The organism is Streptomyces luteoverticillatus, assembly GCF_003970715.1.
Lineage (GTDB): Bacteria > Actinomycetota > Actinomycetes > Streptomycetales > Streptomycetaceae > Streptomyces > Streptomyces abikoensis.
In genome coordinates, this window is the sequence record NZ_CP034587.1 from 1,159,350 (window position 1) to 1,185,513 (window position 26,164).

General features: G+C 73.4%; 25 protein-coding genes and 1 riboswitch. Of the genes, 10 read left to right on the forward strand and 15 right to left on the reverse strand.

Annotated features, from left to right (window positions below):
* Positions 1-27: 27 nt before the first annotated feature.
* Positions 28-891 (forward strand): alpha/beta fold hydrolase, encoded by an 864-nt coding sequence (locus EKH77_RS04630; protein ID WP_126913162.1) that lies wholly within the window; start codon positions 28-30, stop codon positions 889-891.
* Positions 892-919: 28 nt separating this feature from the next.
* Here the strand turns inward: EKH77_RS04630 and EKH77_RS04635 are convergent, their stop codons facing one another.
* A complete protein-coding gene (locus EKH77_RS04635; RefSeq protein ID WP_126913163.1) occupies positions 920-1,837 on the reverse strand; it encodes a LysR family transcriptional regulator in 918 nt (305 codons plus the stop codon).
* A 74-nt stretch (positions 1,838-1,911) separates the two neighbouring features.
* On the opposite strand from EKH77_RS04635, the gene EKH77_RS04640 reads away from it, so the two are divergent.
* Complete coding sequence (locus EKH77_RS04640) at positions 1,912-2,946, forward strand: DMT family transporter (RefSeq protein ID WP_126913164.1); 1,035 nt, start codon at positions 1,912-1,914, stop codon at positions 2,944-2,946.
* Here the strand turns inward: EKH77_RS04640 and EKH77_RS04645 are convergent.
* Positions 2,937-4,271: an aminotransferase class I/II-fold pyridoxal phosphate-dependent enzyme gene (locus EKH77_RS04645; RefSeq protein ID WP_126913165.1), complete on the reverse strand. Its 1,335-nt coding sequence runs from the start codon at positions 4,269-4,271 to the stop codon at positions 2,937-2,939. The genes EKH77_RS04640 and EKH77_RS04645 overlap by 10 nt on opposite strands.
* A gap of 35 nt (positions 4,272-4,306) precedes the next feature.
* On the opposite strand from EKH77_RS04645, the gene EKH77_RS04650 reads away from it, so the two are divergent.
* A complete protein-coding gene (locus EKH77_RS04650; RefSeq protein ID WP_126913166.1) occupies positions 4,307-5,020 on the forward strand; it encodes a pyridoxamine 5'-phosphate oxidase family protein in 714 nt (237 codons plus the stop codon).
* Here EKH77_RS04650 and EKH77_RS04655 read toward each other — a convergent pair.
* The 5 genes from EKH77_RS04655 to EKH77_RS04675 form a co-directional block, all read right to left on the reverse strand.
* Positions 5,007-6,032: a DMT family transporter gene (locus EKH77_RS04655; RefSeq protein ID WP_126913167.1), complete on the reverse strand. Its 1,026-nt coding sequence runs from the start codon at positions 6,030-6,032 to the stop codon at positions 5,007-5,009. The genes EKH77_RS04650 and EKH77_RS04655 overlap by 14 nt on opposite strands.
* Before the next feature lie 270 nt (positions 6,033-6,302).
* Complete coding sequence (locus EKH77_RS04660) at positions 6,303-6,830, reverse strand: Clp protease N-terminal domain-containing protein (RefSeq protein WP_240667222.1); 528 nt, start codon at positions 6,828-6,830, stop codon at positions 6,303-6,305.
* A gap of 125 nt (positions 6,831-6,955) precedes the next feature.
* Positions 6,956-9,370 carry a glycoside hydrolase family 3 N-terminal domain-containing protein gene (locus tag EKH77_RS04665; protein WP_126913169.1) on the reverse strand — a complete coding sequence of 805 codons (2,415 nt, stop codon included), beginning with the start codon at positions 9,368-9,370 and terminating at the stop codon, positions 6,956-6,958.
* Between the two features lie 99 nt (positions 9,371-9,469).
* On the reverse strand, positions 9,470-10,081 hold the full coding sequence (locus tag EKH77_RS04670; protein WP_126913170.1) for a PadR family transcriptional regulator: 612 nt from the start codon (positions 10,079-10,081) through the stop codon (positions 9,470-9,472).
* A gap of 115 nt (positions 10,082-10,196) precedes the next feature.
* Complete coding sequence (locus EKH77_RS04675; RefSeq protein ID WP_126913171.1) at positions 10,197-10,805, reverse strand: TetR/AcrR family transcriptional regulator; 609 nt, start codon at positions 10,803-10,805, stop codon at positions 10,197-10,199.
* Positions 10,806-10,891: 86 nt separating this feature from the next.
* On the opposite strand from EKH77_RS04675, the gene EKH77_RS04680 reads away from it, so the two are divergent.
* Together EKH77_RS04680 and EKH77_RS04685 are read left to right on the forward strand one after the other, a co-directional pair.
* The gene (locus EKH77_RS04680; RefSeq protein ID WP_126913172.1) at positions 10,892-11,395 is read left to right on the forward strand and encodes a nuclear transport factor 2 family protein; all 504 of its coding nucleotides are present in this window, start codon (positions 10,892-10,894) and stop codon (positions 11,393-11,395) included.
* Positions 11,392-12,276: an NAD(P)H-binding protein gene (locus tag EKH77_RS04685; protein ID WP_126913173.1), complete on the forward strand. Its 885-nt coding sequence runs from the start codon at positions 11,392-11,394 to the stop codon at positions 12,274-12,276. The genes EKH77_RS04680 and EKH77_RS04685 overlap by 4 nt, the downstream gene beginning before the upstream one ends.
* 237 nt (positions 12,277-12,513) lie before the next feature.
* Here the strand turns inward: EKH77_RS04685 and EKH77_RS04690 are convergent, their stop codons facing one another.
* Positions 12,514-12,864, reverse strand: coding sequence for a hypothetical protein (locus EKH77_RS04690; RefSeq protein ID WP_126913174.1), 351 nt, complete (start codon positions 12,862-12,864; stop codon positions 12,514-12,516).
* 92 nt (positions 12,865-12,956) lie between these two features.
* On the opposite strand from EKH77_RS04690, the gene EKH77_RS04695 reads away from it, so the two are divergent.
* Together EKH77_RS04695 and EKH77_RS04700 are read left to right on the forward strand one after the other, a co-directional pair.
* Entirely contained in the window at positions 12,957-13,409 is a 453-nt protein-coding gene (locus tag EKH77_RS04695; protein WP_126913175.1) for a hypothetical protein, read from the forward strand.
* 398 nt (positions 13,410-13,807) lie between these two features.
* Positions 13,808-14,629, forward strand: a complete 822-nt coding sequence (locus EKH77_RS04700) for a PhzF family phenazine biosynthesis protein (RefSeq protein ID WP_126913176.1) — start codon at positions 13,808-13,810, stop codon at positions 14,627-14,629.
* A gap of 22 nt (positions 14,630-14,651) precedes the next feature.
* On the opposite strand, the gene EKH77_RS04705 is transcribed toward EKH77_RS04700, so the two are convergent.
* Together EKH77_RS04705 and EKH77_RS04710 are read right to left on the reverse strand one after the other, a co-directional pair.
* A complete protein-coding gene (locus EKH77_RS04705) occupies positions 14,652-15,446 on the reverse strand; it encodes a CPBP family intramembrane glutamic endopeptidase (protein ID WP_126917881.1) in 795 nt (264 codons plus the stop codon).
* Positions 15,447-15,629: 183 nt separating this feature from the next.
* Positions 15,630-17,135, reverse strand: a complete 1,506-nt coding sequence (locus EKH77_RS04710) for a glutamate-cysteine ligase family protein (protein ID WP_126913177.1) — start codon at positions 17,133-17,135, stop codon at positions 15,630-15,632.
* A gap of 482 nt (positions 17,136-17,617) precedes the next feature.
* Here EKH77_RS04710 and EKH77_RS04715 point away from each other — a divergent pair, with 482 nt between their 5' ends.
* Together EKH77_RS04715 and EKH77_RS04720 are read left to right on the forward strand one after the other, a co-directional pair.
* The gene (locus tag EKH77_RS04715; protein ID WP_126913178.1) at positions 17,618-18,205 is read left to right on the forward strand and encodes a hypothetical protein; all 588 of its coding nucleotides are present in this window, start codon (positions 17,618-17,620) and stop codon (positions 18,203-18,205) included.
* Positions 18,206-18,541: 336 nt separating this feature from the next.
* Positions 18,542-18,748, forward strand: a complete 207-nt coding sequence (locus tag EKH77_RS04720; protein ID WP_189450841.1) for a DUF5999 family protein — start codon at positions 18,542-18,544, stop codon at positions 18,746-18,748.
* Positions 18,749-18,854: 106 nt separating this feature from the next.
* Here the strand turns inward: EKH77_RS04720 and gcvP are convergent, their stop codons facing one another.
* Entirely contained in the window at positions 18,855-21,740 is a 2,886-nt protein-coding gene (gene gcvP, locus EKH77_RS04725) for an aminomethyl-transferring glycine dehydrogenase (RefSeq protein ID WP_126913180.1), read from the reverse strand.
* 191 nt (positions 21,741-21,931) lie between these two features.
* Positions 21,932-22,041, reverse strand: a riboswitch (glycine riboswitch).
* Positions 22,042-22,161: 120 nt separating this feature from the next.
* Between gcvP and EKH77_RS04730 the strand changes: the two genes are divergently transcribed.
* Entirely contained in the window at positions 22,162-22,548 is a 387-nt protein-coding gene (locus tag EKH77_RS04730; RefSeq protein WP_126913181.1) for a PRC-barrel domain-containing protein, read from the forward strand.
* Here the strand turns inward: EKH77_RS04730 and EKH77_RS04735 are convergent.
* The 4 genes from EKH77_RS04735 to ftsR all read right to left on the reverse strand — a co-directional run bounded on the left by EKH77_RS04735 (position 22,455) and on the right by ftsR (position 26,140).
* A complete protein-coding gene (locus EKH77_RS04735; protein WP_164737739.1) occupies positions 22,455-23,921 on the reverse strand; it encodes a DNA polymerase IV in 1,467 nt (488 codons plus the stop codon). The genes EKH77_RS04730 and EKH77_RS04735 overlap by 94 nt on opposite strands.
* Positions 23,922-24,046: 125 nt before the next feature.
* On the reverse strand, positions 24,047-24,688 hold the full coding sequence (locus EKH77_RS04740; protein ID WP_126913183.1) for a MerR family transcriptional regulator: 642 nt from the start codon (positions 24,686-24,688) through the stop codon (positions 24,047-24,049).
* Positions 24,689-24,835: 147 nt separating this feature from the next.
* Positions 24,836-25,309, reverse strand: coding sequence for a bifunctional nuclease family protein (locus tag EKH77_RS04745; RefSeq protein ID WP_126913184.1), 474 nt, complete (start codon positions 25,307-25,309; stop codon positions 24,836-24,838).
* Positions 25,310-25,360: 51 nt separating this feature from the next.
* Entirely contained in the window at positions 25,361-26,140 is a 780-nt protein-coding gene (gene ftsR / locus EKH77_RS04750; protein WP_126913185.1) for a transcriptional regulator FtsR, read from the reverse strand.
* Positions 26,141-26,164 lie beyond the last annotated feature (24 nt).

The window sequence follows — 26,164 nt, forward strand, 5'->3', positions numbered from 1 at the left end:
CGCGCTGCGGTCGTTACGATCCGAATCATGAGCACTCACCGAGCCGACCCGACGTTCGTGCTGGTTCACGGATCCTGCTCCAGTTCGTTCATGTGGGCGCCCGTCCAGCGGGAGCTGGCGTTGCTCGGCCGTCGCAGCCTCGCCGTCGACCTGCCGGGCCACGGTTTCGACGCGCAGTACCCGGTGGCCTATCAGGCCCCGCAGGACCTGGACGCCTGGGCGGCCGAGCCGTCGACGCTGGCCGAGGTCACCTTGCGGGACAACGTGGACTCGGTGGTGGACGTCGTCCGCCAAGTGGCCCGGCACGGTCCCGTGGTGCTGGTGGGATCGAGCCTTGGCGGCACCACCATCACCGGAGTCGGCAACACGGTGCCGGAGCTGGTGGACAGGCTCGTCTACATTTCCGCGTGGTCGTGCGTACAGCGGTCCAGCCCCATCGAGTACACGCAGGAGCCCGAGTTCGCCGCCAGCCTGCTGGGGCCGCTCGCCGCGCTGAACGTGGGCGACCCGGCCGGACTCGGCGTCGGGCGAGCGAACTACCGTACGGCCGATCCCGAGCTGCTGGCCGCTCTCAAGGCGGCGGTCATGGCCGACGGCACCGACGAGCAGTTCCGCGCCTTCCTCAACATCCTGCAACCCGACGAGTCCCTCGCCGTGATGACGGCCGACGCCCGCGTGCAGGCCGACACCTGGGGGACGATCGCCCGCTCGTACATCCGGCTCACCGGTGACCGTGCGATTCCGGTGGCGATGCAGGATCGTCTGATCGCCGAGGCCGACGCGCTGACCCCCGGCAACCCCTATGACGTGCACACCCTTGACACCAGTCACGTCGGCTTCCTCCTGCGCCCGGCGGAGGTGGCGGGAATCCTGGACCGGCTGACCGTCTAGCAACGGCCGGTCCCCGGCCTGGCGGCGGTCAGTCCCCGGCCACGCCCCGGGCAGCCTCCCGCAGCGCGTCGGCCACCGCGCGGATCGAGGGTCTGCGGTCCGCGTCCGCGCGCCAGATGGCGAAGACGTGGCGGCACATCGTGTGCCGTACGGGCACCGCCCGCACCCCGTCCGGCAGCGGGCCGCGGCCGAGCCGGGGGGCGACCGCGATGCCCAGGCCCGCGGCGACCAGGGCGAGCTGGGTGGCGTGCTCCTCGGCCATGTGCGAGATGCGGGGCTCGATGCCCTGGCCGCGCAGCGTGGACAGCAGCCAGTCGTGACAGAACTCGCCCTTGGGCCAGGCGATCCACTCGTCCTCCGCGAAGTCGGCGAAGTCCGCGAGGGAGACGTCCGTCCGGTCGGCGAGCGGATGCCCGGCGGGGACGGCGATGTCGACGGGGTCGTCCAGGACCGGGGCCCTGACCAGCTCGTCCGGCACCGGCAGCGGCTTGTTGTACCAGTCGAGGACCACGGCGAGGTCGATGTCGCCGCGCACCGTCCCCTCGACGGCCTCCTCCTGCTCCATCTCCACCAGCCGCGCGCGCAACTGCGGGTGCTGCGCGCGCAGGGCCATGAGCGCGGCCGGGAACAGGCCGCGGGCGGCCGTGGGGAAGGCGCCGAGCCGCAGTTCGCCGACGGCGTGGCCGCGCTGGGCCTCCAGGTCGGACTGGGCCAGCTCCACCTGGGAGAGGATGCGCCCGGCGTGCTCGGCGAGCAGCCGCCCGGCGTCGGTGAGGCGCACTCCGCGGCCGTTCTTGACCAGCAGCCGCTGACCGGCCTCGCGCTCCAGCTTGGACAGCTGCTGCGAGACCGCCGAGGTCGTCACATGCAGCCCCTCCGCCGCGCCGCTGACCGAGCCGTGGCGGGCGACGGCGTGAAGGGTGCGCAGGCGCTCCAGGTTCAACATGTAAGCGATGCTACGCGATAGCCCATAGAATTATTTGCTTGTTCTAAGACTTATGGCACTGCATGGTAGTCGTCATGAGCACCGTCGCGACGCCGAAGCAACCCCCCTCCCCCACCCTTCCCCCCACCGTCACGACGGCCACTCGCCCGGGACGCCGGGGCCTCGACTGGCGGATCAAATTCGCCGTGCTCTCGGTCGTCTGGGGATTCAGCTTCGTCTTCATCAAGCTCGGCACCGACGGCTTCGCTCCCCCCTATGTCTCCTTCGGCCGGATGTTCTTCGGCGCGGCCGTGCTCCTCGCGGCCCTGGTGATCAAGCGGCAGCGGCTGCCGCGCTCCCCGCGCACCTGGGCCCATCTGTTCGTCGCGGCCTTCCTCTGCAACGCCTTTCCGTTCACGCTCTTCGCCTACGCGGAGCTGACGATCCCCACCACCCTCGCCGGGGTCTGCAACGCCACGACCCCGCTGTGGGGCATGGTGCTCTCGCTCGTGGCGCTCTCCGAGGACCGGCCGACGCGCCGCCGCTTCGCGGGGCTCGGCCTCGGCTTCATCGGGGTGCTCGTGGTGCTCGGTGCCTGGCAGGGCTTCTCGGGGCAGGACCCGAAGGGCACCGCCATGGCCCTGGTCGCCTCGATGAGCTACGCCCTGGGCTGGATCTACGTCCGGCGCACGCTGTCGGGCACCGGCGACGGGCATCTGGCGCTGTCCGGCGGCCAGTTGCTCGTCGGCGCGGTCCAGCTCGGCGTCGCCGCGCCGCTGCTCAGCCCGCTGCCGTCCACCCTGCCCGCCGTACCGCTGCTCGCGATCTTCGCGCTGGGCGCGCTCGGCACGGGGCTCGCCTTCCTCCTCCAGTACGGGCTGGTCGCCGAGGTCGGGCCGACGACCGCGACCATGACGACGTATCTCATCCCGGTCGTGGCGACCGCGGCGGGCGTCACCCTGCTCGGTGAGGAGCTCACCTGGAACACCCCGGTCGGCGCGCTGATCGTGCTGGCCGGAGCGGCCCTCACCCAGAGCAAGGGCCGCTCGGGCAAGGGGCGTTCTTCCCAGACCAGCCGGACCGTGGCGGCGGGGGACGCCACGCGGGGGAACGGGGCCGCTCAGTCGTAGCGACGCCCCGCCGGCACAGGGCCGGTCGCGGACGCCAGCGCGTCCGCGACCGGCCCTATCTCGTGCATCCCCAGCGCGGACACGGTCAGCCGCACACCGGGCGGCGACGCGAGCCGGAACCGCGCCCCCGGGGCCACCGCCCAGCCCGCGTGGAGCAGCCGGGCCACGGCCCCGGTCTCGTCCGGCACGGGCAGCCACACGTTCATCCCGCTGCGCCCGTGCGCCTCGACGCCCCGCTCCCGCAGCGCCGCGACGAGCGCCTCCCGGCGCCGCCCGTACGAGGCGGCGACCCGCGCCGCGTCCACGGCGCCGCTGCGCCACAGATGCACCACCGCGTCCTGCAGGACATGGCTCACCCAGCCGGGCCCCAGCCGTTGCCGGCCGCGCACCCGGTCGACGGTGACGGCGTCGCCGGTGAGCACGGCGAGGCGCAGATCCGGCCCGTAGGCCTTGGCGACGGAACGCACCAGCGCCCAGTGGTCGGTGACCCCGGCGAGGGGGCACAGGGGCAGATCGACGATGCCGTGGCCGTGATCGTCCTCGATGAGCAGCACTTCGGGGTGGCGGGCGAGCACGGCCCGCAGCTCGCGGGCGCGCGCCTCGCCGATCGCGGCGCCCGTCGGATTCTGCGCCCGGTCGGTGACGACCATGGCCCGGGCGCCCCGGCGCAGCGCCCGGTCGGCCTCGTCGGGCAGCGGGCCGTCGTCGTCGACCGCGACGGGCTCGGCGCGCAGGCCGAGCGCGGGAATGAGATCGAGCAGGCTTCCCCAGCCCGGGTCCTCGACAGCGACCGTGTCGCCCGGCCGCAGATGCGCGCTGAGCACCCGCTCGATGGCGTCGAGCGAGCCCGAGGTGACGGCCACCGGGCCCTCCGGGACGCCCTCGTCCGTGAAGGCGGCGCGGGCCATGCGCTCCAGGTCGGTATCGACGGCCGGGTCGCCGTAGAGCACGGGTCTGCGGCGGGCGCGCTCGGCGGCCGCGGCGAGAGCCTCGCCGAGCGGGGGCAGCAGCGCCGGGTCGGGGTTGCCGGCGGCGGCGTCGCGCACCCCTTCCGGCGCCTCCACCCGGATGAGCTCGCGGGGCGTACTGGCCGGGCGCTCGCGCACCCGGCTGCCGCGCCGGCCCGCCGTCTCGATCACTCCGCGGTCGCGCAGCGTGCGGTAGGCGGCCGCGACGGTATTGGGGTTGACCCCCAGCTCCACCGCCAACTCCCGCATCGGCGGCAGCAGTTCACCGGGGGCGAGGCTGCCCGCACCCACCGCTCGTTCCACGCTCGCGGAGATGTCCGCTGCGCGACGGCCTTCGATCCGATACTCTCCTAGCACAAAACCAACTATGCACTAGTGCAATGGAGAACGCAATGCCTTCTTCCACGGCCGCCACCCCGACTCCGACGACCGCCGCGCCGATTCCCGGGGCCGGGCAGTACGAGCGGACCGAGCGCACGACCCCCACCCGCTACCGCGACCGCGCGTCCTACGACCGCGAACTGGTGCACTCGATACTCGACGCGGGCTACGTCTGCCATCTCGGCTTCGTCCGCGACGGCGCCCCCGTCGTCCTGCCCACCCTCTACGGGCGCGTCGGCGACCGTCTCTACGTGCACGGTTCCACCGGCTCCCGGCCCCTGCGCTCGGCGGGCGAGGCACAGGAGCCGGGCATGCCCGTCTGTGTGACGGTGACGCATGTCGACGGGCTCGTCCTGGCCCGTTCCGCCTTCCACCACTCGCTCAACTACCGCTCCGTCGTGGTGCACGGCACGGCCCGGCGGGTCACCGACCCCGCCGAGCTGCGCGATGCCCTCGACGCCCTGGTGGACCAGGTCGTACCCGGCCGGGCGGCGGACTCCCGGCCCGCGTCGGCCAAGGAGCTCGCCGCCACGGCCGTGCTGCGCGTCGACCTCACCGAGGTGTCGGCGAAGGTCCGCCACGCCGGCCCGGGTGATGACGAGGAGGACCTGGGCCTCCCCCACTGGAGCGGGGTCGTCCCCGTGACGACGACCTACGGCACCCCCGTCCCGGCGGACGACCTCGCCCCCGGCATCCCCGTGCCGGACTACCTCACCGGTCGCTGACCGGCCGCGGCCGCCGCCCGCTCCCGCCGGCCTCCGCGAGGGCGAGCGCCGCGACCGCGCCCAGCAGCACGCACGTGCCCAGCGCGGTCGCGGCGGTCAGGCGCTCACCGAGCAGGGTCACGGCGATCGCCGCCGCCGTGACCGGCTCCAGCAGGGTGATCACCGAGGCCGTCGTGGCCCGGACGGCCACGAGGCCCGCGAAGAACAGCCCGTACGCCAGCGCCGTCGGCACCGTCACCAGGTACCCCAGCAGCCACAGCGTGCGCCCCAGTTCCTGCGCTCGGGGCCACAGGCCCTCGGCGGCCGCGAGGGGCAGGAGGCAGACCGCGCCCACGGCGAAGGAGGTGAGCGTCGTGGTGAACGGATCCGTGGCCCGGCCGTCACGGCCGAGGCGCCGGGTGTACAGGGTGAGCAGCGCGTAGCCCCCTGCCGACACCAGCCCCCAGGCCGCTCCGGCCGGCCGCACCGTGCCCGCGCCGTCGCGGCCGAGCACCAGCACCACCAGCCCGGTCAGCGCCCCGGCCACCGCGACCCGGCCTCCCGCGCCGAGCCGCTCGCCCATGAAGAGCCTGCCCGCCACCGCCACCAGCACGGGCGCGGCGCCCTGGGTGACGACCGTGCCGACCGCCAGTCCCGTCCCGTCGACCGCCGCGAAGTAGGCGGCCTGGAAGACGGCGAGTCCGCCGCCGGTGATCAGTAGGCGGATCGCCCGGCGCCGCCGCGTCTCGGGCGCGCGCGGTGGACGAACGGGCCGGGGCCGCAGGGCCCGTACGGCCAGCAGCAGGACGAGGCCGCCGACCGTGCGCCAGAAAGTGAGGGCGACGGGGCCCAGGCCGCTGCTGGCGGAGGCGAGCGCGGCGGTGGCACCCGCCGTGCCCCAGGCGACACCCGCGACGACGACGCAGGCCAGCCCCCGGCCGACGGACAGCCCGGGACCGGCCTGCCCCGTTCCGGGCACGCCGTGGGACGGCCCGCCCGGAACGGGGCAGGCCGGAAGAGAGGAGTTGCGCATGACTGTTCTGTTCTCCCGCGGAAGACATCGATGATCGATTGCTCCGTCTGCGGGCAGCGACGATCGGCCCGTGGCCCGTCCGGGCCCGGGTCATCCGGGAAGCGGCCGCCCGCGCTAGGCGGCGGGAGGCGGAAGAACAGCGGTCGTCGGCATGATCGGCACCCTAGGCGGGCGGGTGGCCGCGGGGCAACCCCCTTCGGCGGGGCCCTCGCCGGGCCCTTCGCGGGAGCCTTTGCCGGAAAGGTCGCGGGAGCCCCCGGCAGAAAGGATTCAGCCGCACTCGCAGCGGGCGGCCGCGTCCAGTCGCTCGCCCAGCGCCACCGGGTCCACGCCCGCCCGGCGCAGCACCTCGACCGCCCGGCAGCGGGAGTCGCGCACCAGCGCGGCGAGCAGATCGGTCCCCTCCACCTGCGCGGCACCCCGGGAACGGGCCCGCGCATGAGCCTCCCGCATGGCCCCGGCGGCCGCGGGCGACCAGCCGGGCACGGGGCTCCCGCCGAGCGAGGGGAGGGCGCCGGAGTCCTCGATCGTGCCGCTCCAGCGCAGCCCGTAGCCGATGGTGCGCTGGACGAGATAGCCCAGCAGCCGGGCGACCTGGGCCGGGCCGCCCTCGAAGGCCTGGCGGGCGGCCGGGTCGGCCTCCAGCAGGGTGTGGAGGAGGTGGGCGGTGTCGGCCTGCCGGTCGCCGTCGCGCGCGGCCCGCCTGCGGGCGCCCACGACCGCCGTGGCCAGTTCCGCGCTGAGCGGATCCTCGCCCGGGGCCCCGGCCCGTCCGGTGTCAGGTGTACGGCTTCGCACCCTTCCCACCCCATCAGTCCCGAGTGATGAGAACATCCCCGGAAGGTTGCATTCGCGAGTCCGACGCGAGTTGGGCACGGCCCGCCGGGGCGTCATCCTTCAGGAGGAGGGCGGCCGGATCCGTCTCAGGGGCGCACGGACTTCCCTCGGGGGCGCGCCCCCTCACCCGCCCCCTGGGTGATCTCCAGCGCGGCCGTCCGCGCCCCGGCGCGGAAGACGTACGGCCCGGGCTCGACGCGCGGCGGACCGGCCCCGTCGATGTCGCCGGGGGTGACCGCGAGCACCTTCGACGGCACGGTCAGCCGCACGGATCGCGCCTCCCCCGCCTTCAGGCGCACCTTGGTGAAGGCCACGAGTCTGCGCGGCGGCGACAGTACGTCGCCGACCGGCCGTGAAACATAGACGGGGAGGATCATTTCGCCGTCGCGCGGCCCGGTGTCGTGTACCCGCACGGTCATCCCGACATCCGCGCCGGCCGGGACGGAGGGCGCGTCGAGCGCGAGCGACTCGACGCGGTAGGCGGTGTACGACAGGCCGTCCCCGAAGTCGTACGCCACGTCGTGCCCGGACTCGGCGCCCGCGTTGGTGCCCGGCAACTGCTGGTAGTACAGGGGCTCGTTGCCGGTTCGCCGGGGCCACGAGACGGGCAGCCGGCCGCTCGGGCCGGCCGCCCCGAACAGGACGTCCGCGACGGCGTGCCCGCCCTCGCCGCCCGGCAGCCAGGACATCAGCAGCCCTTCCGTGCCGTCGGCGTCGCCCAGCACCAGCGGACGGCCGGCGAGGACGACCACCACGACCGGGCGGCCGGTCTCCTTCAGCGACCGCACCAGCTCCCGCTGGTCCGCGGGGAGTTCGGGCCGGGGGCTGTCGGCCCCGCCCTCGGCGCCCGGCCGCTCCCCCACCACCACGACCGTCGCGTCGGCGTCGCGGCCCTGCGCCACGGCGTCGGCCGGGGCCGGGGCGTGGACGACGCGCGTGCCTTTGGGAGCCGCCTGCCGGATGCCCTCGAGCACGGTCGTGCCCGGGATCCGCACCCCGCCGGGGAGCCCCTGCCAGCCGACGGTCCAGCCGCCGGCCTGGGCGGCGAGATCGTCCGCGTGGGGGCCTGTGACGACGATCTTCTTCACGGACGGCCCGAACGGCAGGACGCCCTTGTCGTTGCGCAGCAGCACCTGTGAGGCCACTGCGGCGCGCCGGGCGAGCTCCCGCCCCGCGCCCAGGACTTCCGTGTTTGCGCGCTCGGCGTCGACATACGGTCGCTCGAAGAGGCCCAAGGTGAATTTGAGCCGCAGGACGCGCCCGGCGGCCTCGTCGATCCGGCGGCCGGGCACCAGCCCGGCCCGTACGGCCGTGCGCAGCGCGTCGGCGAACTCCCCCGCTTCGTAGGGCTCCATGGCCATGTCGACGCCCGCGTTGACGGCGAGGGCGGCGGCGTGCGGGTAGTCGGCGGCCACCTTGTAGGTCGTCCACAGGGCGCGGACGTCCTGCCAGTCGCTGACGGTGACACCGGTGAAGCCCCACTGTTCCCGCAGGACGGTGGTGAGCAGATGGCGGGAGGCGGTGACGGGGACGCCGTTGAGCGCGCCGGAGTTGACCATGACGGTCTTCGCCCCGGCCTCGACGGCCGCCCGGTAGGGGGCGAGGAGGGTGTCCTGGAGATAGCGGGGGGAGACGTCGGCGGGCACGCGGTCGTGGCCGTTGGACGGCTCGGAGTAGCCGGCGAAGTGCTTGACGGTGGCGGCAACGTTCTTGGCGCCGCCGGCGGTATCGGTGCTCCCGGCGTTCTCGGTGCCGCGCACGGCCGCGGCGGCCAGGGTGCCGGCGAGCAGCGGGTCCTCGCCGAAGGTCTCGTAGTAGCGGCCCCAGCGTCGGTCGCGGGCGAGGTCGGAGACGGGGGCGAAGGCCCAGTCGGCGCCGGTGGCCGCGACGGCCCGTGCGGTCGTCTCGGCGCAGGCCCGGACGAGCTCCGGGTCCCAGGTCGCGGCGAGGCCGATCTGGTGCGGGAGGACGGTGGCGCCGAGGACGTTGTTGTGGCCGTGGACGGCGTCGACGCCGTAGAGGACGGGGACGCCCAGCCGGCTGTGCTCGACGGCGTACCGCTGCACCGCGTCGACCATGCGCGCCCAGTCGCGCGGCGTGTTCACGGGCGGGCCGCTGCCGCCGCCGGAGAGGACCGACCCCACCGCGCGGTCACGGAGCACGGCCGCCATGCAGCGCTCGTTCAGCTCGCCGCCGCCGGTCTCGCCGCAGTCGCCCTGGAGCTTGACCAGGGCGATCTGGGTCATCTGCGCGATCTTCTCGTCGAGCGTCATCCGGCGCAGCAGATCGGCCACCCGCTCGTCCACGGGCGCGTGGGCGTCGCGGTAGCGCGGCCCGCCGGCGTTGGCCCGGACCCCGGCTCCGGCCTCGGCTCCGGCCGGGGCGCCGGAGAGGGCCGCCGCCAGGCACACGGCGACGGCCGCGAGGGCGAGGACGGGGCCGGGGACGAGGGCTGGGAGGAGGGCGGGGAAGGGGTGCCGGCGGCGCGGGAGCGGGGGCATGGCCGGAGTCTCCCACCCCCTGACGTGCCGTCAAGAAAGCGCGGCGGGGCGGCCCGGGTGATCCCCGGGCCGCCCCGCTCCAGGCCTCGACCGCCGGGCTCAGCCCTCGTCGGCCAGGATGAGGTAGAGCTTCTTGCGGGTCTCGTTGACGACCGCGAGCGCCTTCTCCTTCTGCTCGGCGTTGCCGGTCTTCCAGACCTGGCCGAAGGCCTCCATCAGCCCGAAGCCGGCCTGGCGGATCTCCTGCATCGCCGCCCAGTCGACGCCGCGCCCCGCGTCCTCCCAGGGGGTGCCCGGGCCGGACTCGGCCTCGGCGCGACCGTCCTCGGTGAGCGTGAACAGCTTCTTGCCGCCCTCGCTCGCGCTGCTGATCAGGCCCTCGTCCTCCAGCAACTGGAGGGTGGGGTAGACCGAGCCGGGGCTCGGCTTCCAGGCGCCGCCACTGCGCTCGGCGATCTCCTGGATCATCTCGTAGCCGTGCATCGGGCGGTCCTTGAGCAGCGCCAGGATCGAGGCGCGCACATCGCCGCGCCGCGCCCTGCCACCCGGGCCGCCCCGCCCGCGCCCACCGAAGGGCGGGGCGCCGAACGGAGGCCCGAAGGGCCCGAAGGCCCTGCGCCCGCCGAAACCGCCCGGGCCGGACTCACCGGCCCCCCGGCCGCGCCCGGGGCCGTAGCCGTGGTGCTCATGACCGTGTCCTTGGAAGCGCATGATGCCGCTCCTTTCTTCATCGATCGTTCGCGATGCCTCAACGATATATCGGAACCGATCGGATGACAATGCCTTTGCCGGGGCACCGATGACATCGACTTTCGACGGAGGCCGATCAGTCCTGACGGAAGGCGACCGAAGGGGCGGCCACGACCCTGGCGGCGTAGGCCGCCAGTTGGGCGCGCAGGCGTTCGCGCGGTACGCCTTCCTGGTCCGCCAGGCGTTCGACGAGGTCGGCCCGGGTGGCGGCCAGCAGGGCGTGGGCGGCGAAGTCGGCCTCGGTCAGCCCGGGGACCTGCTCCAGCACGGACCGGAGCAGGGCGTGCCAGCGCGCGTAGTGCTCCGCCTGGTACGGGCCACCACTTCCGCTCTCCTCCAGGGCCAGCGCGAGGCGGCGGTTGTCGAGCTTGAAGCACAGGACGGCGTCGAGCAGGGCGGGTACGCGCTCCTGCGGCGGGGCGGCGGGCCCCAGCGGCGGCGGGCCCGATTCCGCGGCCTCGCGGACCGGTTCGAGCCGGGCCTCGTACAACGCGCGGAGCAGGCCGGCGCGGTCGCCGAAGGCGCGGAAGAGCGTGCCCTTGCCGACGCCGGCCGCCGCCGCGATGTCGGCCATGGTCAGGTCTTCAGGGCTCTCGGAGCGGGCGAAAAGGGCGTCGGCGGCCTCCAGGACGGCCTGCCGGTTACGGGCGGCGTCCTTGCGGGTCCTGCGCTCGGGGTCGGGCACGCGGCTCCTCCAATTGAAAAACGGACCCCGGGTCCGTATTGTCGAACCGGACCCGAGGTCCGCATTTCCTGAGACGGAGGATACCCATGCCCGTACCCGTACCCGTACCCGTATCGACCGCTCCGGCGGAGTTGTACCGCCACAGCCTGCGGCTCCTGCTCGCCAAGGACATTCCCGGCTGGGTCGGCCTGTGGGCCGAGGACGGGATGATGGAGTTCCCGTTCGCACCCCCGGGCCGGCCCGCGCGGCTGGCGGGTCGGGAGGCGATCGCCGACTACATGCGCCCCTACCCCGACCACATCGACCTGCACGACTTCCCCGAGGCCGACCTGCGGATCCACCGGACAGCCGACCCCCGGACCATCGTGGCCGAGATGCGCGGCGTCGGTCGGCTGGTGGAGAACGATCGTCCCTTCGACATGACGTACATCGCCGTGGTCACCGTCGAGGACGGGCGCTTCACCTCCTACCGCGACTACTGGAACCCCCTCGCCGTCGTCGAACCCGGCGTCGACTTCGCCGGGACGGGGACCGCGACCGGGACTGGGATCGGGACTGGGACCGGGATCGGGACTGGGAGCAGCCGATGACCACCGCCGACGCCTCTGCGGCCACCCGTGTCGCTCCCGCCATCGGCTCCACGCTGGTCATCGGTGCCACCGGGACCACCGGCAGCCGTACCGTCGCGAGGCTGACGGCCGCCGGTCACGCGGTCAAGGCGGCCAGCCGCAAGGGCACACCGGTGGCCGGAGCCGAGCCGGTGCGCTTCGACTGGTACGACCCCGGCACCCACGCAGCCGCCCTCGACGGCGTCGACCGCGTCTACGTGATCCCGCCCGTGGGCGATCCCGACCCCGCGGCCGTCGTCCTGCCGTTCCTGCGCCGGGCCCGCGCCGCCGGCGTGCGGCGCGCGGTGCTCTTGAGCGCCTCCTCCATTCCGGAGGGTGGCCCGGCCGTGGGTAAGGTCCACCGGGCGCTGCCCGGCATCTTCGACGAGTGGGCGGTGCTGCGGCCGTCCTGGTTCATGCAGAACTTCACCGGCGGCCACCTCCACGCCCAGAGCATCCGGGACGACGGCATCATCCTCACCGCCGCCGGGACCGGCCGGGTCGGCTTCGTCGACGCCGACGACATCGCCGCCGTCGCCGCCCACGCCCTGACCGACGTCCACGCCCCCGACACCGACCTCGTCCTCACCGGGCCGGAGGCGCTCAGCCACGACGACATCGCCGCGATCGTCACAGAGGTCACCGGCCGGCCCGTGGTCCACCGGCCGCTGTCCCACGAGGAACTGCGCGACCGGCTCGCCGCGCTGATGCCCGAGGAGTTCGCCGCGATGCTGGCCGGCATGGACCGGGCCATCGCCGAGGGGGCGGAGGACCGCGTCACCGACTCCGTCCGGCACGTCACCGGGCGCCCCGCGCGCGACTTCCGCGCCGTCGCGGAGCGGGAGCTGCGCCACGGGGGCTGATGCTCGGGCGAGGCGCCGCGCCGGCCTACGCCGACGACGTCGCCTGGCCCACCGTGACGTCTCGGGCGACGGCGGGCGGGACAAGGCCTACGACGCCACCACGGGCGTCTCCGGCTGGATCTCGCACGACTGCTGGAGCTGGTAAGCACCACCCCGGGTGATCAAGGACGCGGGGACGGTCGGGAAAGGGCCGCGTGCCGACGGCCGGCCCGGTGCGCCCATGCGACGACCGGCCGGCTAGAGCCAGCGCCGTGCCGCCTCGACGCTGTCCCCGCCACTCGTGTTGAACGCGATCGCGGCCTGGGGCGCGTGGCGCCGGATCAGGTTGACGACCTGCTCGAAGAGCGGAAGCAACTGCTCTGTCTTGCGAATGCCGCCCCCGACGACCACCACATCCCACGGCCGCTCGGCCAAGGACGCGATCAGGGTGGACTCGGCCGACTCCCCGAACACGACCAGAGCCATGGCCGCGTCGATGCCGTGCTCGCCGAACCGCGCCAGCTCCCCGTCGAGAGCCGCGCGCAGGGCCTCCCCGTCGACGCCGGGTATCGCCTGCGGGTCGTAACCGACAACAAGTACCGAAGTCATGCGGCCAATCTATCGAGTTCGGTACATATCCGCGCTTCTGTGTCGGAGGAATCCGGTTGCATCCAGGCTGTGGCGACCGCTGATATTCCGGCATGAGCAGAATCGCAGAAGTCATCGTGCTGGCCCAGTACGCGGACGAGGTCATGGAGCCGCTGACGCGCCCGGACGACACACGCACCTGGCAGGGTGTCTTCCACGAGCTAAGGGCCGGTGGGAACTGGGGGTTCGGCTGGGGTGCGGAGTTCACGAGCATGCGGACCCGCTCCGGGCTGCTGAAGCACCTGGAGTCCTTGCCGTGGCCCCAACCGGAGACGGTGCAGGTGCTGATCCACGACGAGGAGGACGACTGCTTCGGCCTGTGGATGATCCACGACGGCGGACTGGTGGAGATTCCGCTCCCGCGAACCCGGCGGGCCTACTGGCAGGGTCCGCACAACGAGAAATACCCGCCCGATCCCGGAATCCTGAACCGGACGGACTGCGGCCCCGTCGACTGGCCGGAGGAGACCGAGGGCGGCGACCAGTCGCGACCGCCGGCCTGGTGACCTCCTGAATCGCCGCCGAATCAGAGGGTGACCGGGCGGGTTCTAAGCCCCATCCGCTACGACACAGGCGCCGACCTCGGAGCGCCAATACCCCAACCGCCCTGACAGGTGCGCCGTACACCGTGGCAGCGGCGCCCTTCGTGCCGAGTCGGCGCGTGCGCTTGGGAGCGCTGGCAGTACTGGCGGCCGCAGAGGCCTACGGCGGCTTCCTCGGCCCGGCGCAAGCACAGCAGCGCCGGCACGAGGCGGAGGTCACGTGGTACCCGCGACGACACGGTCCGCGACCTCCCCGGCGGCCCCCGCACCGTCACCCCTCGCCCCCACCCGGCCCGATCCCGGGCCACATTCCGGGAATTGGCCGTGGCCACCACCCCCACCGGGCCCCTAGGTTCACGGCCATGCGGATTCGAATCGTCGACGCCTTCACCGACCGCCCCTTCGCCGGCAATCCGGCGGGAGTGGTGCTCCTGGACTCCGACTCCAAGGGCTTCCCCGAGGACGCCTGGCTCCAGGGCGTCGCCACCGAGGTCAACCACCCCGAGACCGCCTTCGCCCACCCGCTGCCGCCCGGCTCCGACGCCGACTGGGCGCTGCGCTGGTTCACTCCCGCCACCGAGGTCGACATGTGCGGCCACGCCACGCTCGCCACGGCGCACGTCCTGCACACCAGGGGCACCGCCACCGGCACCGTGCGGTTCACGGCCCGCTGCGGCATCCTCGTCACCACCGCCCACGAGGACGGCACGATCACCCTGGACTTCCCGACCGCGCCGCTCACGCCCACCGCCGTCCCCGACGGACTGGAGCGGGCCCTCGGCGCCACGCCCCGCTCGGCCCACGACACCGGCCCGCACATCGGCGACCTGCTGCTGGAGCTCGCCGACGAGGCGACCGTACGGGGCCTCGCCCCGGACATCGCCGCGCTGGGCCGCCACTCCCGCCGGGGCGTCATCGCCACCGCGCCGGCCGAGGACCCGGCGCGCGGCTACGACTACGTCTCGCGCTGCTTCTTCCCCAACGTCGGCGTCGACGAGGACTCCGTCACCGGCAGCGCCCACACCGCGCTCGCCCCGTTCTGGTCCGCCCGGCTGGGCCGCGACGAGCTCACCGGGTTCCAGGCGTCCGCGCGCGGCGGCCTGGTGCGCACCACACCGCGCGGCGACCGCACCCTGCTGACCGGCTCCGCCGTGACGGTCATCGACGGCGAACTGCTCGCATAGGTCCTGAACGGACGGGGGCGGGTCAGGCCGTGGGCAGCCAGCCCACCCTGCCCGCGAGCAGCGCGTAGCCGACGAACGCCACGGTGTCGATCAGCGCGTGCGCCGCCACCAGCGGCCCGACGCGCCCCCACCGCCGGTAGAGGAGGACGAAGACCACGCCCATCACCGCGTTGCCGACCAGGCCGCCGATGCCCTGGTAGAGGTGGTACGAGCCGCGCAGCGCCGCGCTCGCCACCAGGGCGGCGGCCGGGGTCCAGCCCAGTTGTCCCAGCCTGCGCAGCAGGTAGCCGACGACCACGACCTCCTCCAGCACCGCGTTCTGCGCGGCGGAGGCGATCAGCACCGGGATCCGCCACCAGACGTCGGGCAGGTTCTCCGGTACGACGGTCAGGTTGAAGCCCGCCGCCCGGACGGCGAGGTAGAACAGCAGGCCGCTGCCGCCGATGACGGCCGCGACCGCCGCGCCCCGGGCCAGGTCGGTGCCGGGCCGCGTCCGGTCGAAGCCGATGCTCCGCAGCCCCGCGCCCTCGCGGGTGAGCAGGTGCGCCACCAGGAGGACGGGCACGAGCGCGGTCGCGATGCCGAAGAGCTGCCAGGCGAGGTCGAGCCAGGGGCGGCCGGGGGCGTGCGAGGCGTTGAGGGTGGCCGCCTGGTGCTTGAGGCCGCCCGGCCTGGTGGCCGCGCCGACGAAGCTGATCAGCGCCGAGACCGCGCTGGCGCCGAGCGAGAGCGCAAGGACGATCAGCGTCTCCGAGCGCAGCACGCGCCGGTCGGGCCCGGCGCCGGACGCCGGCCCGGAGGGCGCCTCCGGCCGGATGCCCGCGCCGCCGTCCCGAGCGTTCTGCCGCACCGTCGCCTCCCAGCTGCCCGTCCTCACGACGGTCACAGCTTGCCCGACGCCGCCACGTCGCCGCGCACAGGGGTGCCGCGACGCCCCGGAAGGCTAAAAAGAGACACGACGCCCCGGAAGGCCAAAAAGGAAAGGCCAAAAAGAGAGGGGTCACAGGGCGGGCGCGTCCGTGGGCCAGGTGTGGACGGGCTCGCCGGTGTGCATCAGCTCGCGGTAGCGGCGGGTCGTGACGGCGAGGGCGCGCTCCCGGTCCAGGCCGTGCTCCAGCGCGCGGTGGTAGGCGGCGGCCTGCCAGGAGGCCCCGTTGACGCGGCGCAGACAGCGTTCCTCGACGACCCCGAGGTAGTGGTCGCGGTCGGCGGGCTCCACTCCCCACGCGTCCAGCCCGGCCGAGGCCATCGGCAGGAGCTCCTCCAGGACGAGCCGGACGGCCGGGACCCGCGCGAGGACGCCCGTCCGGCCCGCCCGGGGCCAGCGCAGGACGGCGTCGATGCCGTCGCGGCAGGCGGTGTCGAAGTTGTCGGCGGCGACGCCGAACGGCATCCGGGACCACACCGGCCGGGGCTCCTCGGCGAGGGTGCGGACCAGCCCGTAGTAGAACGCCACATTGGCGATGACATCGGTGACGGTGGGCCCGGCCGGCAGGACGCGGTTCTCCACCCGGAGGTGGGGGACGCCGTCGGCGATGCCGTAGACGGGCCGGTTCCAGCGGTAGACCGTGCCGTTGTGCAGGGTCAGTTCGGCGAGCTCCGGGACACCGCCCGCGTCCAGGACGCGCAGCGGGTCCTCCTCCCCGGATATGGGCAGCAGCGGGGGGAAGAAGCGGAGGTTCTCCTCGAAGAGCTCGTACGCCGAGGAGACCCAGCGCTCCCCGAACCAGGTGCGCGGCCGGACCCCCTGGGCCCGTAGCTCGGGCGGGCGGGTGTCCGTGGACTGCACGAACAGCGGCGGCCGGGACTCGCGCCACAGCTCGCGGCCGAAGAGGAAGGGCGAGTTGGCGCCGACGGCGATCTGTACCGCCGCGACGGCCTGGGCGGCGTTCCACACGGCGGCGAACCGGCCCGGGGTGACCTGGAGATGGAGCTGGACGGAGGTGCAGGCGGCCTCCGGGGCGATGGAGCGCGCGGTGCAGGTCAGCCGCTCCACACCGGCGATGTCGATGGTGAACTCCTCGCCCCGGGCGGCCACGACCTGGTCGTTGAGCAGGAAGTACCGGTCGGCGGCGGAGAGGTTCGCATGGACCAGGTCCCGGTCGGTGAGCGTGGGCAGTATTCCGATCATGACGATGCCGGAGCCCACTTCCATGGCCCTGCGGTCCGCGTAGGACAGGCCCGTGCGCAGTTCCTCGGCGAGCTGGTCGAGAACCCTTCCCGAGAGCCGGTGCGGGACGATGTTCACTTCCAGGTTGAATCGCCCGAGTTCGGTCTGGAAATCCCGGCTGGCGATACGCTCCAGTACCTCGGCATTCACCATGCTCGGCATACCGTCGGGGCCCGCGAGATTCAGCTCGATCTCCAGCCCCATGAGATTGCGGGGGCGGTCGAAGCGCTTCTCCTCCAGCAGTCTCGCCAGCCCGTCCAGACACCGCCGGAGCTTCTCCCGGTGGCGCTGCCGGTCGGCGAGGTCGAACCCCAGGGCCGCGACCTTCTCCCCCATGCGAAGCCTCCCTCCCGGACGGGCCGCCCGCCGCACCGGCCTCTTGTCACGGTCGATGATGCCCAGGCGGGACGATCCATAACGCCCCGCGGCGCACGGGGAAGCGATAGGCTCTCACCCGGTGCGCTCCGGCACATTCCGTCGGCATGGAACAAGCGGCTGGCGGGGCGCAATGCGCTGGTGATAAACACCGATCGGATCCGGCCCACCGTATACGGTGACGAAGCCGAGGTCATGGGCGCGCGGCCTTCACAAAAACACCGAAATCCCCCCGGGATCGGGACCTGAATTGTTCTTGCCGGAAATACCCGCGACAGCTAGCCGAAACATCATGTGAACAAGTGTCGTATAAACTCCGGAATGAGGCAGAGAGTAGGCGCCCCGGAGTCGGTCCCGGCCCCCCTCTGACCCCGCACGCCGACAGCGTCGTCCGCACCCCGCCCCGCACCCCCGTGTCTTTCCTGAGCGAGAGGCGACCCACCATGCCGCTGCATGTTCCCCCTGCTCCCGCGCCTGCCCTCCGCACGGTCCTCACCGCCCTCGGTTCCCCCACCGCCGTCCGTGAGGCCCGCACCCCCTCGTTGCGGTCCGCCCGGACCCCGCTCAGCACCGAACTCCCGCTGCCCGTCCACCTGCTGGAGCGGGCGGGCAAGCCCGGTGGGGTGCCGCGCACCCGGCTGACCGGCTGGCGGTTCCAGATCAAGGAGGGGGAACGGGCCGTGGCGGCCGGCGAGGCCGTGCTCACCGCCGACGGCTGGGCGTTCTCCCACTTCTGCGAGGGACCGTACGTGGCCTCCACCGAGCTGGCCCTGCGCCAGGCCGAGGCGCTGACCACCGCGTACCAGCCACGACTGCTGTCGGTGCCCGAGCTCTACATGCTCACCCTCTGGCTGCACGCGGACATCACGGCCGACGCCGCCTCCGAGCTGTTCGCCCCAGGTGATCTGCTCGTCCCCCTCGCCCCGGCGCCGCCCGGCATCGCGGCCCACCGCCCGCACCGGGCCGCCGATCTGCTGCCCGCGCTGACGCCCCGGCTGGCGCCCCCGCACCGGCTGCGGGCGACGGCCTGACGACCGCAGGACCGTACTCCGACGGACTCCGGAGCCGTCGCGCCCCGCGCCTCCCCGCACCAGGGGAGTCGCGGGGCGCACCGCTGCCCCCACCCTTCACCCGTCCGGGCTAGTCCGTTGCGGCCATTCCGAACCCCCCGAAGGGACCGTCCAGTTGGGAGCAACCGCCCGCGCGGGTGACGCGTCATCACCCTGTGAGGAGCGTCCCTGGGAAATCCCTGCGGAACGAGGCCCGTAGGGCAAGACTGGGACCGACCGACGATGACAACGGGGGGCGGCATGAGCGACGCGTCGAGCCGCAGGACAGCCACCACATCAGAGCGAAAGATAACTTCCATGTGCCCGCACCAGCCCACGTGCCCGTCAGCCGACTCCGCCGACCGGGAGGCCGCCCACCTCGTGGCCGCCTACCCGGAGCAGGGATGGAGTCTTCTGTGCAATGGCGTCCTCTGCTTCGAGGACACCGGTGAGCTGCTGCCGGACGGACAGATCATCGCCCCGCACCGGGCGCTGGGCACCGACCAGGTGGTGACCGCCGCCTGACCCGGCGGCACCGCCCTCGCCCGGAACGCCGCACGGTGGCGTACGACACGAAGGGGCCGGTCCGGCGCCGTAGCGCCGGACCGGCCCCCACCCGTGCGGGTACCCGTCAGCCCTCGTACTCGTCCAGCGGCGGGCAGGAGCAGACCAGGTTGCGGTCACCGTAGGCGCCGTCCACACGGCGCACCGGCGGCCAGTACTTGTCGGCCTTGGACTGACCGCCCGGGAAGACGGCCTCGTCGCGGGTGTACGGGTGCTCCCACGCGCCCGTCACCGAGGCGGCGGTGTGCGGGGCGTTGCGCAGCGGGTTGTCCTCGGCGGGCCACTCCCCCGTGCCGACCTTCTCGATCTCGGCGCGGATGGCGATCATCGCCTCGCAGAACCGGTCGAGCTCGGCGAGGTCCTCGCTCTCCGTCGGCTCGATCATCAGCGTGCCGGCGACCGGGAAGGACATGGTCGGCGCGTGGAAGCCGTAGTCGATCAGGCGCTTGGCGACGTCGTCGACGCTCACGCCGGTCGCCTTGGTCAGCGGCCGGAGGTCCACGATGCACTCGTGCGCGACCAGGCCGCCCGGGCCGGTGTAGAGCACGGGGTAGTGGGGCTCCAGGCGCTTGGCGATGTAGTTGGCGCCGAGCACCGCGACCTGCGTGGCGCGCTTGAGGCCCGCGCCGCCCATCAGGCGGACGTACGACCAGGAGATCGGCAGGATGCCCGCGGAGCCCCAGGGCGCGGCCGAGATCGGGCCGACGCCCGTGGCCGGGCCCGCGGTGGGCTGGAGCGGGTGGTTGGGCAGGTACGGGGCGAGGTGGGCGCGGACGGCGACCGGGCCGACGCCGGGGCCGCCGCCGCCGTGCGGGATGCAGAAGGTCTTATGGAGGTTCAGGTGCGAGACGTCGCCGCCGAACCGGCCCGGCTTCGCCAGGCCCACCAGGGCGTTGAGGTTGGCGCCGTCGACGTACACCTGGCCGCCGGCGTCGTGGACGGCCGCGCAGATGTCGGCGACGTGCTCCTCGAAGACACCGTGGGTGGAGGGGTAGGTGATCATCAGCACGGCGAGCTCGTCGCGGTGCTGCTCGATCTTGGCGCGGAGGTCCTCGACGTCGACCTCGCCGTCGTCGGCGGTCTTGACGACGACGACCTTCATGCCGGCCATCACGGCGCTGGCGGCGTTGGTGCCGTGCGCGGAGGACGGGATGAGGCAGACGGTGCGCTGCGTGTCGCCGTTGGCGCGGTGGTAGGCGCGGACGGCCAGCAGGCCGGCGAGCTCGCCCTGGGAGCCGGCGTTGGGCTGGAGGGAGACCTTGTCGTAGCCGGTGACCTCGGCGAGCCGGTCCTCGAGCTCGGTGATGAGGGTGATGTAGCCCCCGGCCTGCTCGACCGGCGCAAAGGGGTGCAGCTGGCCGAACTCGGGCCAGGTGACCGGCTCCATCTCGGTGGTGGCGTTGAGCTTCATGGTGCACGAGCCGAGCGGGATCATGCCCCGGTCCAGGGCGTAGTCGCGGTCGGCGAGGCGGCGCAGGTAGCGCAGCATCGCGGTCTCGGAGCGGTGCTGGTGGAAGACCGGGTGGGTGAGGTACTCGTCGCCGCGCAGCAGGCTCTCGGGGAGCGCGTCGAAGGTCGTCGGGTCGAGCGCCTCGACGTCGGCCTCCACGCCGAACGCGGCCCAGACGGCGGCCAGGTGGGCGCGGGTGGTGGTCTCGTCGCAGGAGATACCGACGTGGTCGGCGTCGGTCGGGCGGAGGTTGACGCCGCGCTCGCGGGCGGCCTCGACGACCTCGGCGGCCCGGCCGGGCACGCGCACGGTGACGGTGTCGAAGTAGGTGTCGTGGACGACCTCGGCGCCCCCGGCGCGCAGGCCCTCGGCGAGGATCGCGGCGTAGCGGTGGGTGCGGCGGGCGATCGCGGCGAGGCCCTCGGGGCCGTGGTAGACGGCGTACATGCCGGCCATGACGGCGAGGAGCACCTGGGCGGTGCAGATGTTGCTGGTGGCCTTCTCGCGGCGGATGTGCTGCTCGCGGGTCTGGAGGGCCAGGCGGTAGGCCTTGTCGCCGTCGGCGTCGACGGAGACGCCGACGAGGCGGCCGGGCAGGCTGCGGGCGAACTTGTCGCGGACGGCCATGAATCCGGCGTGGGGGCCGCCGAAGCCCATGGGGACGCCGAAGCGCTGGGTGGTGCCCACGGCGATGTCGGCGCCGAGCTCGCCGGGCGGGGTGAGGAGGGTGAGGGCGAGGAGGTCGGCGGCGACGGTGACGATCGCGCCGAGCTCGTGGGCCCGCTCGATGACCGGGCGGAGGTCGCGCACGGCGCCGGAGGCCCCGGGGTACTGGAGCAGGACGCCGAAGACGCCGCGCTCGGCGAGCTCCTCGGGGATGCCCGCGGACAGGTCGGCGACGACGACCTCGACGCCGGTGGGCTCGGCGCGCGTCTCGATGACGGCGACGGTCTGCGGCAGGGTGTCGGCGTCAACGAGGAAGACGCCGTCCTTGACCTTGCCGACGCGCCGGGAGAGGGACATGGCCTCGGCGGCGGCGGTGCCCTCGTCGAGGAGGGAGGCGCCGGAGGTGGGCAGCCCGGTCAGGTCGGCGACGACCGTCTGGAAGTTGAGGAGGGCCTCCAGGCGTCCCTGGGAGATCTCCGGCTGGTAGGGCGTGTAGGCCGTGTACCAGGCGGGGTTCTCCATGACGTTGCGGAGGATCACCGGCGGGGTGAACGTGCCGTGGTAACCCAGGCCGATCATGGAGGTGAGCACGGTGTTGCGGTCGGCGAGGGAGCGGAGCTCGGCGAGGACCTCGGCCTCGGTGCGGGCCTCGGGCAGACCGAGCGCCCCGGCGCTCTTGATCGCGTCCGGCACCGCGGCGGCGGTGAGCTCGTCGAGCGAGCCGAAACCGACCTGGGCGAGCATCTTGGCCTGGGCGGCGGTGTCGGGACCTATGTGGCGCGCCTCGAAGGGCGTGCCGCGCTCCAGGTCGGTGAGGGCGATGCGGTGGACGGTCATCTGCGGAGGCCTCCTGGTCGTTTGCGACCTGCGAGGGGCACCACGGCGCGGGTGCCCGAACGGCCTCCCCCTCTGTCATCTCGACCTGAGAGCTTCACCGGGCCGCGGCGCACGACCCGGCTTTCACCGTCGGTGAGGAGGGGCTTCGGCGTTGCTGCCTGACCTGGGCCCGCCCTGCTTTCCAGAGTGACCTCGTCCATGCGGTACGGGTGCCTGAGAGATTCCGGGGAGGATTTGCTCCTTCGGCGCCTTCCACGAACGCCTTTGTGGGCTTCGAGAAGAGCTCTCCCGCACGGGGTCTGCGGCCACTGGCCAGCCTACCAGCGAGGGTTTCCGGGTGGATCTCCCGAGTGGCCGGTTTCACCTTCGTGGTTTTTCGTGGTGACGAGGACCGTCATGGGCGGGGAGCAGCGGAGGAGCCGTGCAGACCGACATCGACCCCCGGAACCTGATCGGGCGCAAGGCCTTCGACCGGGACGGCGTGAAGATCGGCACCGTGGACGAGGTGTATCTGGACGACGCGACCGGCGTGCCGGAGTGGGCCGCCGTGCGCACCGGCCTCTTCGGCCGGGACGCCTTCGTGCCGCTGGAGCCGAGCCGGGTGGAGGACGACGGGCTGCGGATCCCCTTTGAGCGCGCGCTGATCAGGGAGGCGCCCGGTTTCGGGGTGGGCCGGCACCTCTCCCCCGCGCAGGAGCTGCGGCTCTACCGGCACTACGGGCTGGAGCTGCCCTCGCCCGAGCCGCCCCCGGCACCCGACGATACGGCTTCCGGGGACCCGGAGGGGGCGGGCGGCCCGGGCGGCTGATCGTCGGCCGGGCGGACCAGCGGCAGGGGCTCGGCGGGGTGGAGCGCCGGGTCGTCGACGCGGAAGGTCCGCACCCGGCCGGGCGCCGACCAGGGCTCCTCGAAGCGGACGGTGACCCGTCCCACGCCGCTGCCCTGCACCCAGCCCGGCCCGTGCTCGTCGTGGCGGACGTCCAGGCCGGGAAGCCACTGCGGCGGCCCCTCGGGGGCCCTCTGGGGCTCTTGGGGCGTCTCGGGCTCGTGGGGTGCCCCCTCGGCGTCCCCGGCCGCCCTGGCCGCCGCGGCGGCCTCGGCGGCGCCGGCGGCGGCCTGGGCGAAGAGGTCCTCCTGGGTGTAGTCGGCGAGGCCGGAGACGCCGACGCCCAGCAGCCGCACCCCGGCCGTGGTGTCCACTCCCTCCAGCAGCCGGGCGGCCGCCTCGCGCACCACGGCGGGGTCGTCGGTCGGGCCGCGCAGGGTCTCCGAGCGGGTCAGGGTCGAGAAGTCGTACCGCCGGACCTTGATGACGACCGTGCGGCCCGAGCGCCCGGCGCCGCGCAGCCGGGTCACGCAGCGGTCGGCGAGGCGAGCGATCTCCATCTGTACCCGGGTCCGGTCGGTGAGGTCCTCGGCGAAGGTGTCCTCCACGGACACGGACTTGGCGTCCCGCTCGGCGACGACGGGGCGGTCGTCGTGCCCGGTGGCCAGGGCGTGGAGGCCGGCGCCGTGGGCCTTGCCGAGGAGGCGCACCAGCTCGTCCTCGCCGGCCTCGGCCGTCTCCGCCACGGTGGTGATACCGGCGCGCCGCAACGTTTCGGCGGTGGCGGGGCCGACGCCCGGAATCGTCCGGACGGACATCGGGCCGAGCACCTCCAGCTCCGTGCCGGGCTCGATGATCTTGAGGCCGTCCGGCTTGGCCTCCTCGGAGGCGATCTTCGCGAACATCTTGGAGCCGGCCAGCCCCACCGAGGCCGTGAGCCCCGTGGCCACCTCGATGTCGCGCCGCAGCCGCTCCGCCACCGCGCGGGCGGCCGCGCCGGTGGGCGGCACCCCGCCCGCTTCCAGGTCGACGAACGCCTCGTCGAGGCTGAGCGGCTCCACCAGCGGGGACAGCTCGCCCAGCAGCCCCATCACCACGTGGCTGACCCGCTGGTACAGGGCGAACCGCGGGGTGAGATAGGCGGCGTTGGGGCAGAGCCTGCGGGCCTGGGCCGTCGCCATGGCGGAGTGGACGCCGAAGACCCGCGCCTCGTACGAGGCCGTGGCCACCACGCCGCGGGGACCCAGCCCGCCCACCACCACGGGCTTTCCGCGCAGGCTCGGCTTGGACGCCTGCTCCACCGAAGCGTAGAACGCGTCCATGTCCAGATGGAGAATCGTCGGCGCACCCCTCACAGGACAGATGCTGCCGCATACCACTGACATTCGCACCGATGTACGAAGAGACGCCCCGCGCCGACCGCTGTCACGGCCTGCGCGGGGCGCCCTGTCACGCTGTCGTACGGCGGCCCCGGGGGGCCTCAGCCCGCCCGGTTGCGGCGGCGGGCGAGCTCATCGGCCGGGTTGTGGCCCACGAGCGTCTCACCGGTGTCCACCCGCTCCCCGTGGAGCTGGGCCAGAGCGCTCTCCACATCCCGCCAGACGACGCCCACGGCGATCCCGAAGACGCCCTGACCGCCCTGGAGGAGGTCGACGACCTCGTCGGGCGAGGTGCACTCGTAGACCGTGGCGCCGTCGCTCATCAGCGTCATCTGCGCCAGATCGGCCATGCCGCGCGAGCGCAGATGCTGCACGGCGGTGCGGATGTTCTGGAGCGAGACCCCGGTGTCCAGCAGCCGCTTCACGATCTTCAGGACGACCACGTCCCGGAAGCTGTAGAGCCGCTGGCTGCCCGACCCGTACGCGGGCCGCACACTGGGCTCCACGAGCCCTGTACGCGCCCAGTAGTCGAGCTGCCGATAGGTGATACCCGCGGCCGCGCACGCCGTCGGCCCCCGGTACCCGATGCCTTCGGAGCTCCGGGAGGCGACCGCCCCCTCGGACTCGCTTCCCCGTGGGGTGGTCACCGCCGCCGTCGCGGAATAGCGGGGCACTGGTTCGACCGTTCCCCCATGCAGCGGATACGGACCGCCGACCGCCGTACCGTCGCCCGTGCTTCTCACGCCGACCTCCGTCCTTGACCTGCCTTCTCGACGGTAGGCAGTCGCTCGGGGTGCGTCAACGATCGCCACACTCGGCACGCCGAGTGATAATCACCCTGAGAGTGGTTTTACGTGTCCAGGTAGCGGGAAAAGCTACTCGAATGCGGCCTACTGGCTGCTGCTGCCGAAGTCCTCGGGCGAGATCTGGTCGAGGAACTCGCGGAACTTCTCCACCTCGTCCTCCTGCTCGTCCGGGATGGCGATCCCCGCGTCGTCCAGCACCCCGTCACTGCCGTAGATCGGCGTACCGGTGCGCAGCGCGAGCGCTATGGCGTCGGACGGCCGCGCGCTGACCTCCACCCCGCTGGCGAAGACGAGCTCCGCGTAGAAGACGCCTTCGCGCAGATCCGTGATGCGAACCTCCGCGAGCTGCTGTCCGACCGCCTCCAGCACGTCCTTGAACAGGTCGTGGGTCAGCGGACGGGCAGGCGCCATGCCCTGCTGGGCGAAGGCGATCGCCGTCGCCTCTCCCGGTCCGATCCAAATCGGGAGGTAGCGATCGCCTCCCACTTCACGCAGGAGCACGATCGGCTGGTTTGAGGGCATTTCCACCCGGACACCCACGACATCGAGCTCGTTCACACAGCAACCCTAGGCCGTGCCCGGCGGGTTTGGGTAGTCGGGCACTCACTGTCACTGGCCGCGGGGCTGGAGCGCGGCCCTCACCAGGGCCGCGTGGAGCCGTACGGACAGGGCGGCCAGCTCCCTGGCCGTGGCCTCGGCATGGGCCCTGGTCTGCGGATTGCGGTGCCGGCGCAGGGGGGCGACCACCTGCTCGACGAGACCGGCCTCCCGCTCGGCGGCGGCCTTCACGGCCCGTAGATGGCGCGGCTCCAGACCGAAACGGCCCAGGTCGGCGACGAGCTTGGCGATCGTGAGGGCATCGGCGTCGAATCCGCCGTCCGGGTGGGCCGTGAGCAGCCCGTAGGACTCCCACTCGGCCAGCTCCTCCTCGGTGGCCCCGGCGCCGGCCAGCAGCTCCGTACGGCCGATACGGGCCGTCACGGGCCCCTCGGGCCCTCCGGGGGCCGCGGTGGGCGCCCCGGGCTCGTCCAGGACGTCCGCGAGGTCGAGGGCGTCCTTCGGCTGCGCGGGGGCGGGCAGCTGGACCCGCTCGCCCCGGGCCAGGGCGTCCAGCTGCTCCCGGATGACCTTGAGCGGGAGGTAGTGATCGCGCTGCACCCGCAGCACATAGGCGAGCCGGGCCACGTCCTCCGTACTGAACTTGCGGTAGCCGGACGGGGTGCGCCGGGGCTCCACCAGGCCCTCCGCCTCCAGGAAACGGATCTTGGAGATGGTGACCTCGGGGAACTCCTCGCGCAACAGGTTGAGCACCGTTCCGATGCTCACCAGCCGGCCCTCCGCGCCGGCGGCACCGGAGGATCCGGTACCGCCCGACGGTGTTCGAAGCATGGCCCTTCCCTGGAGGTGCCCCGG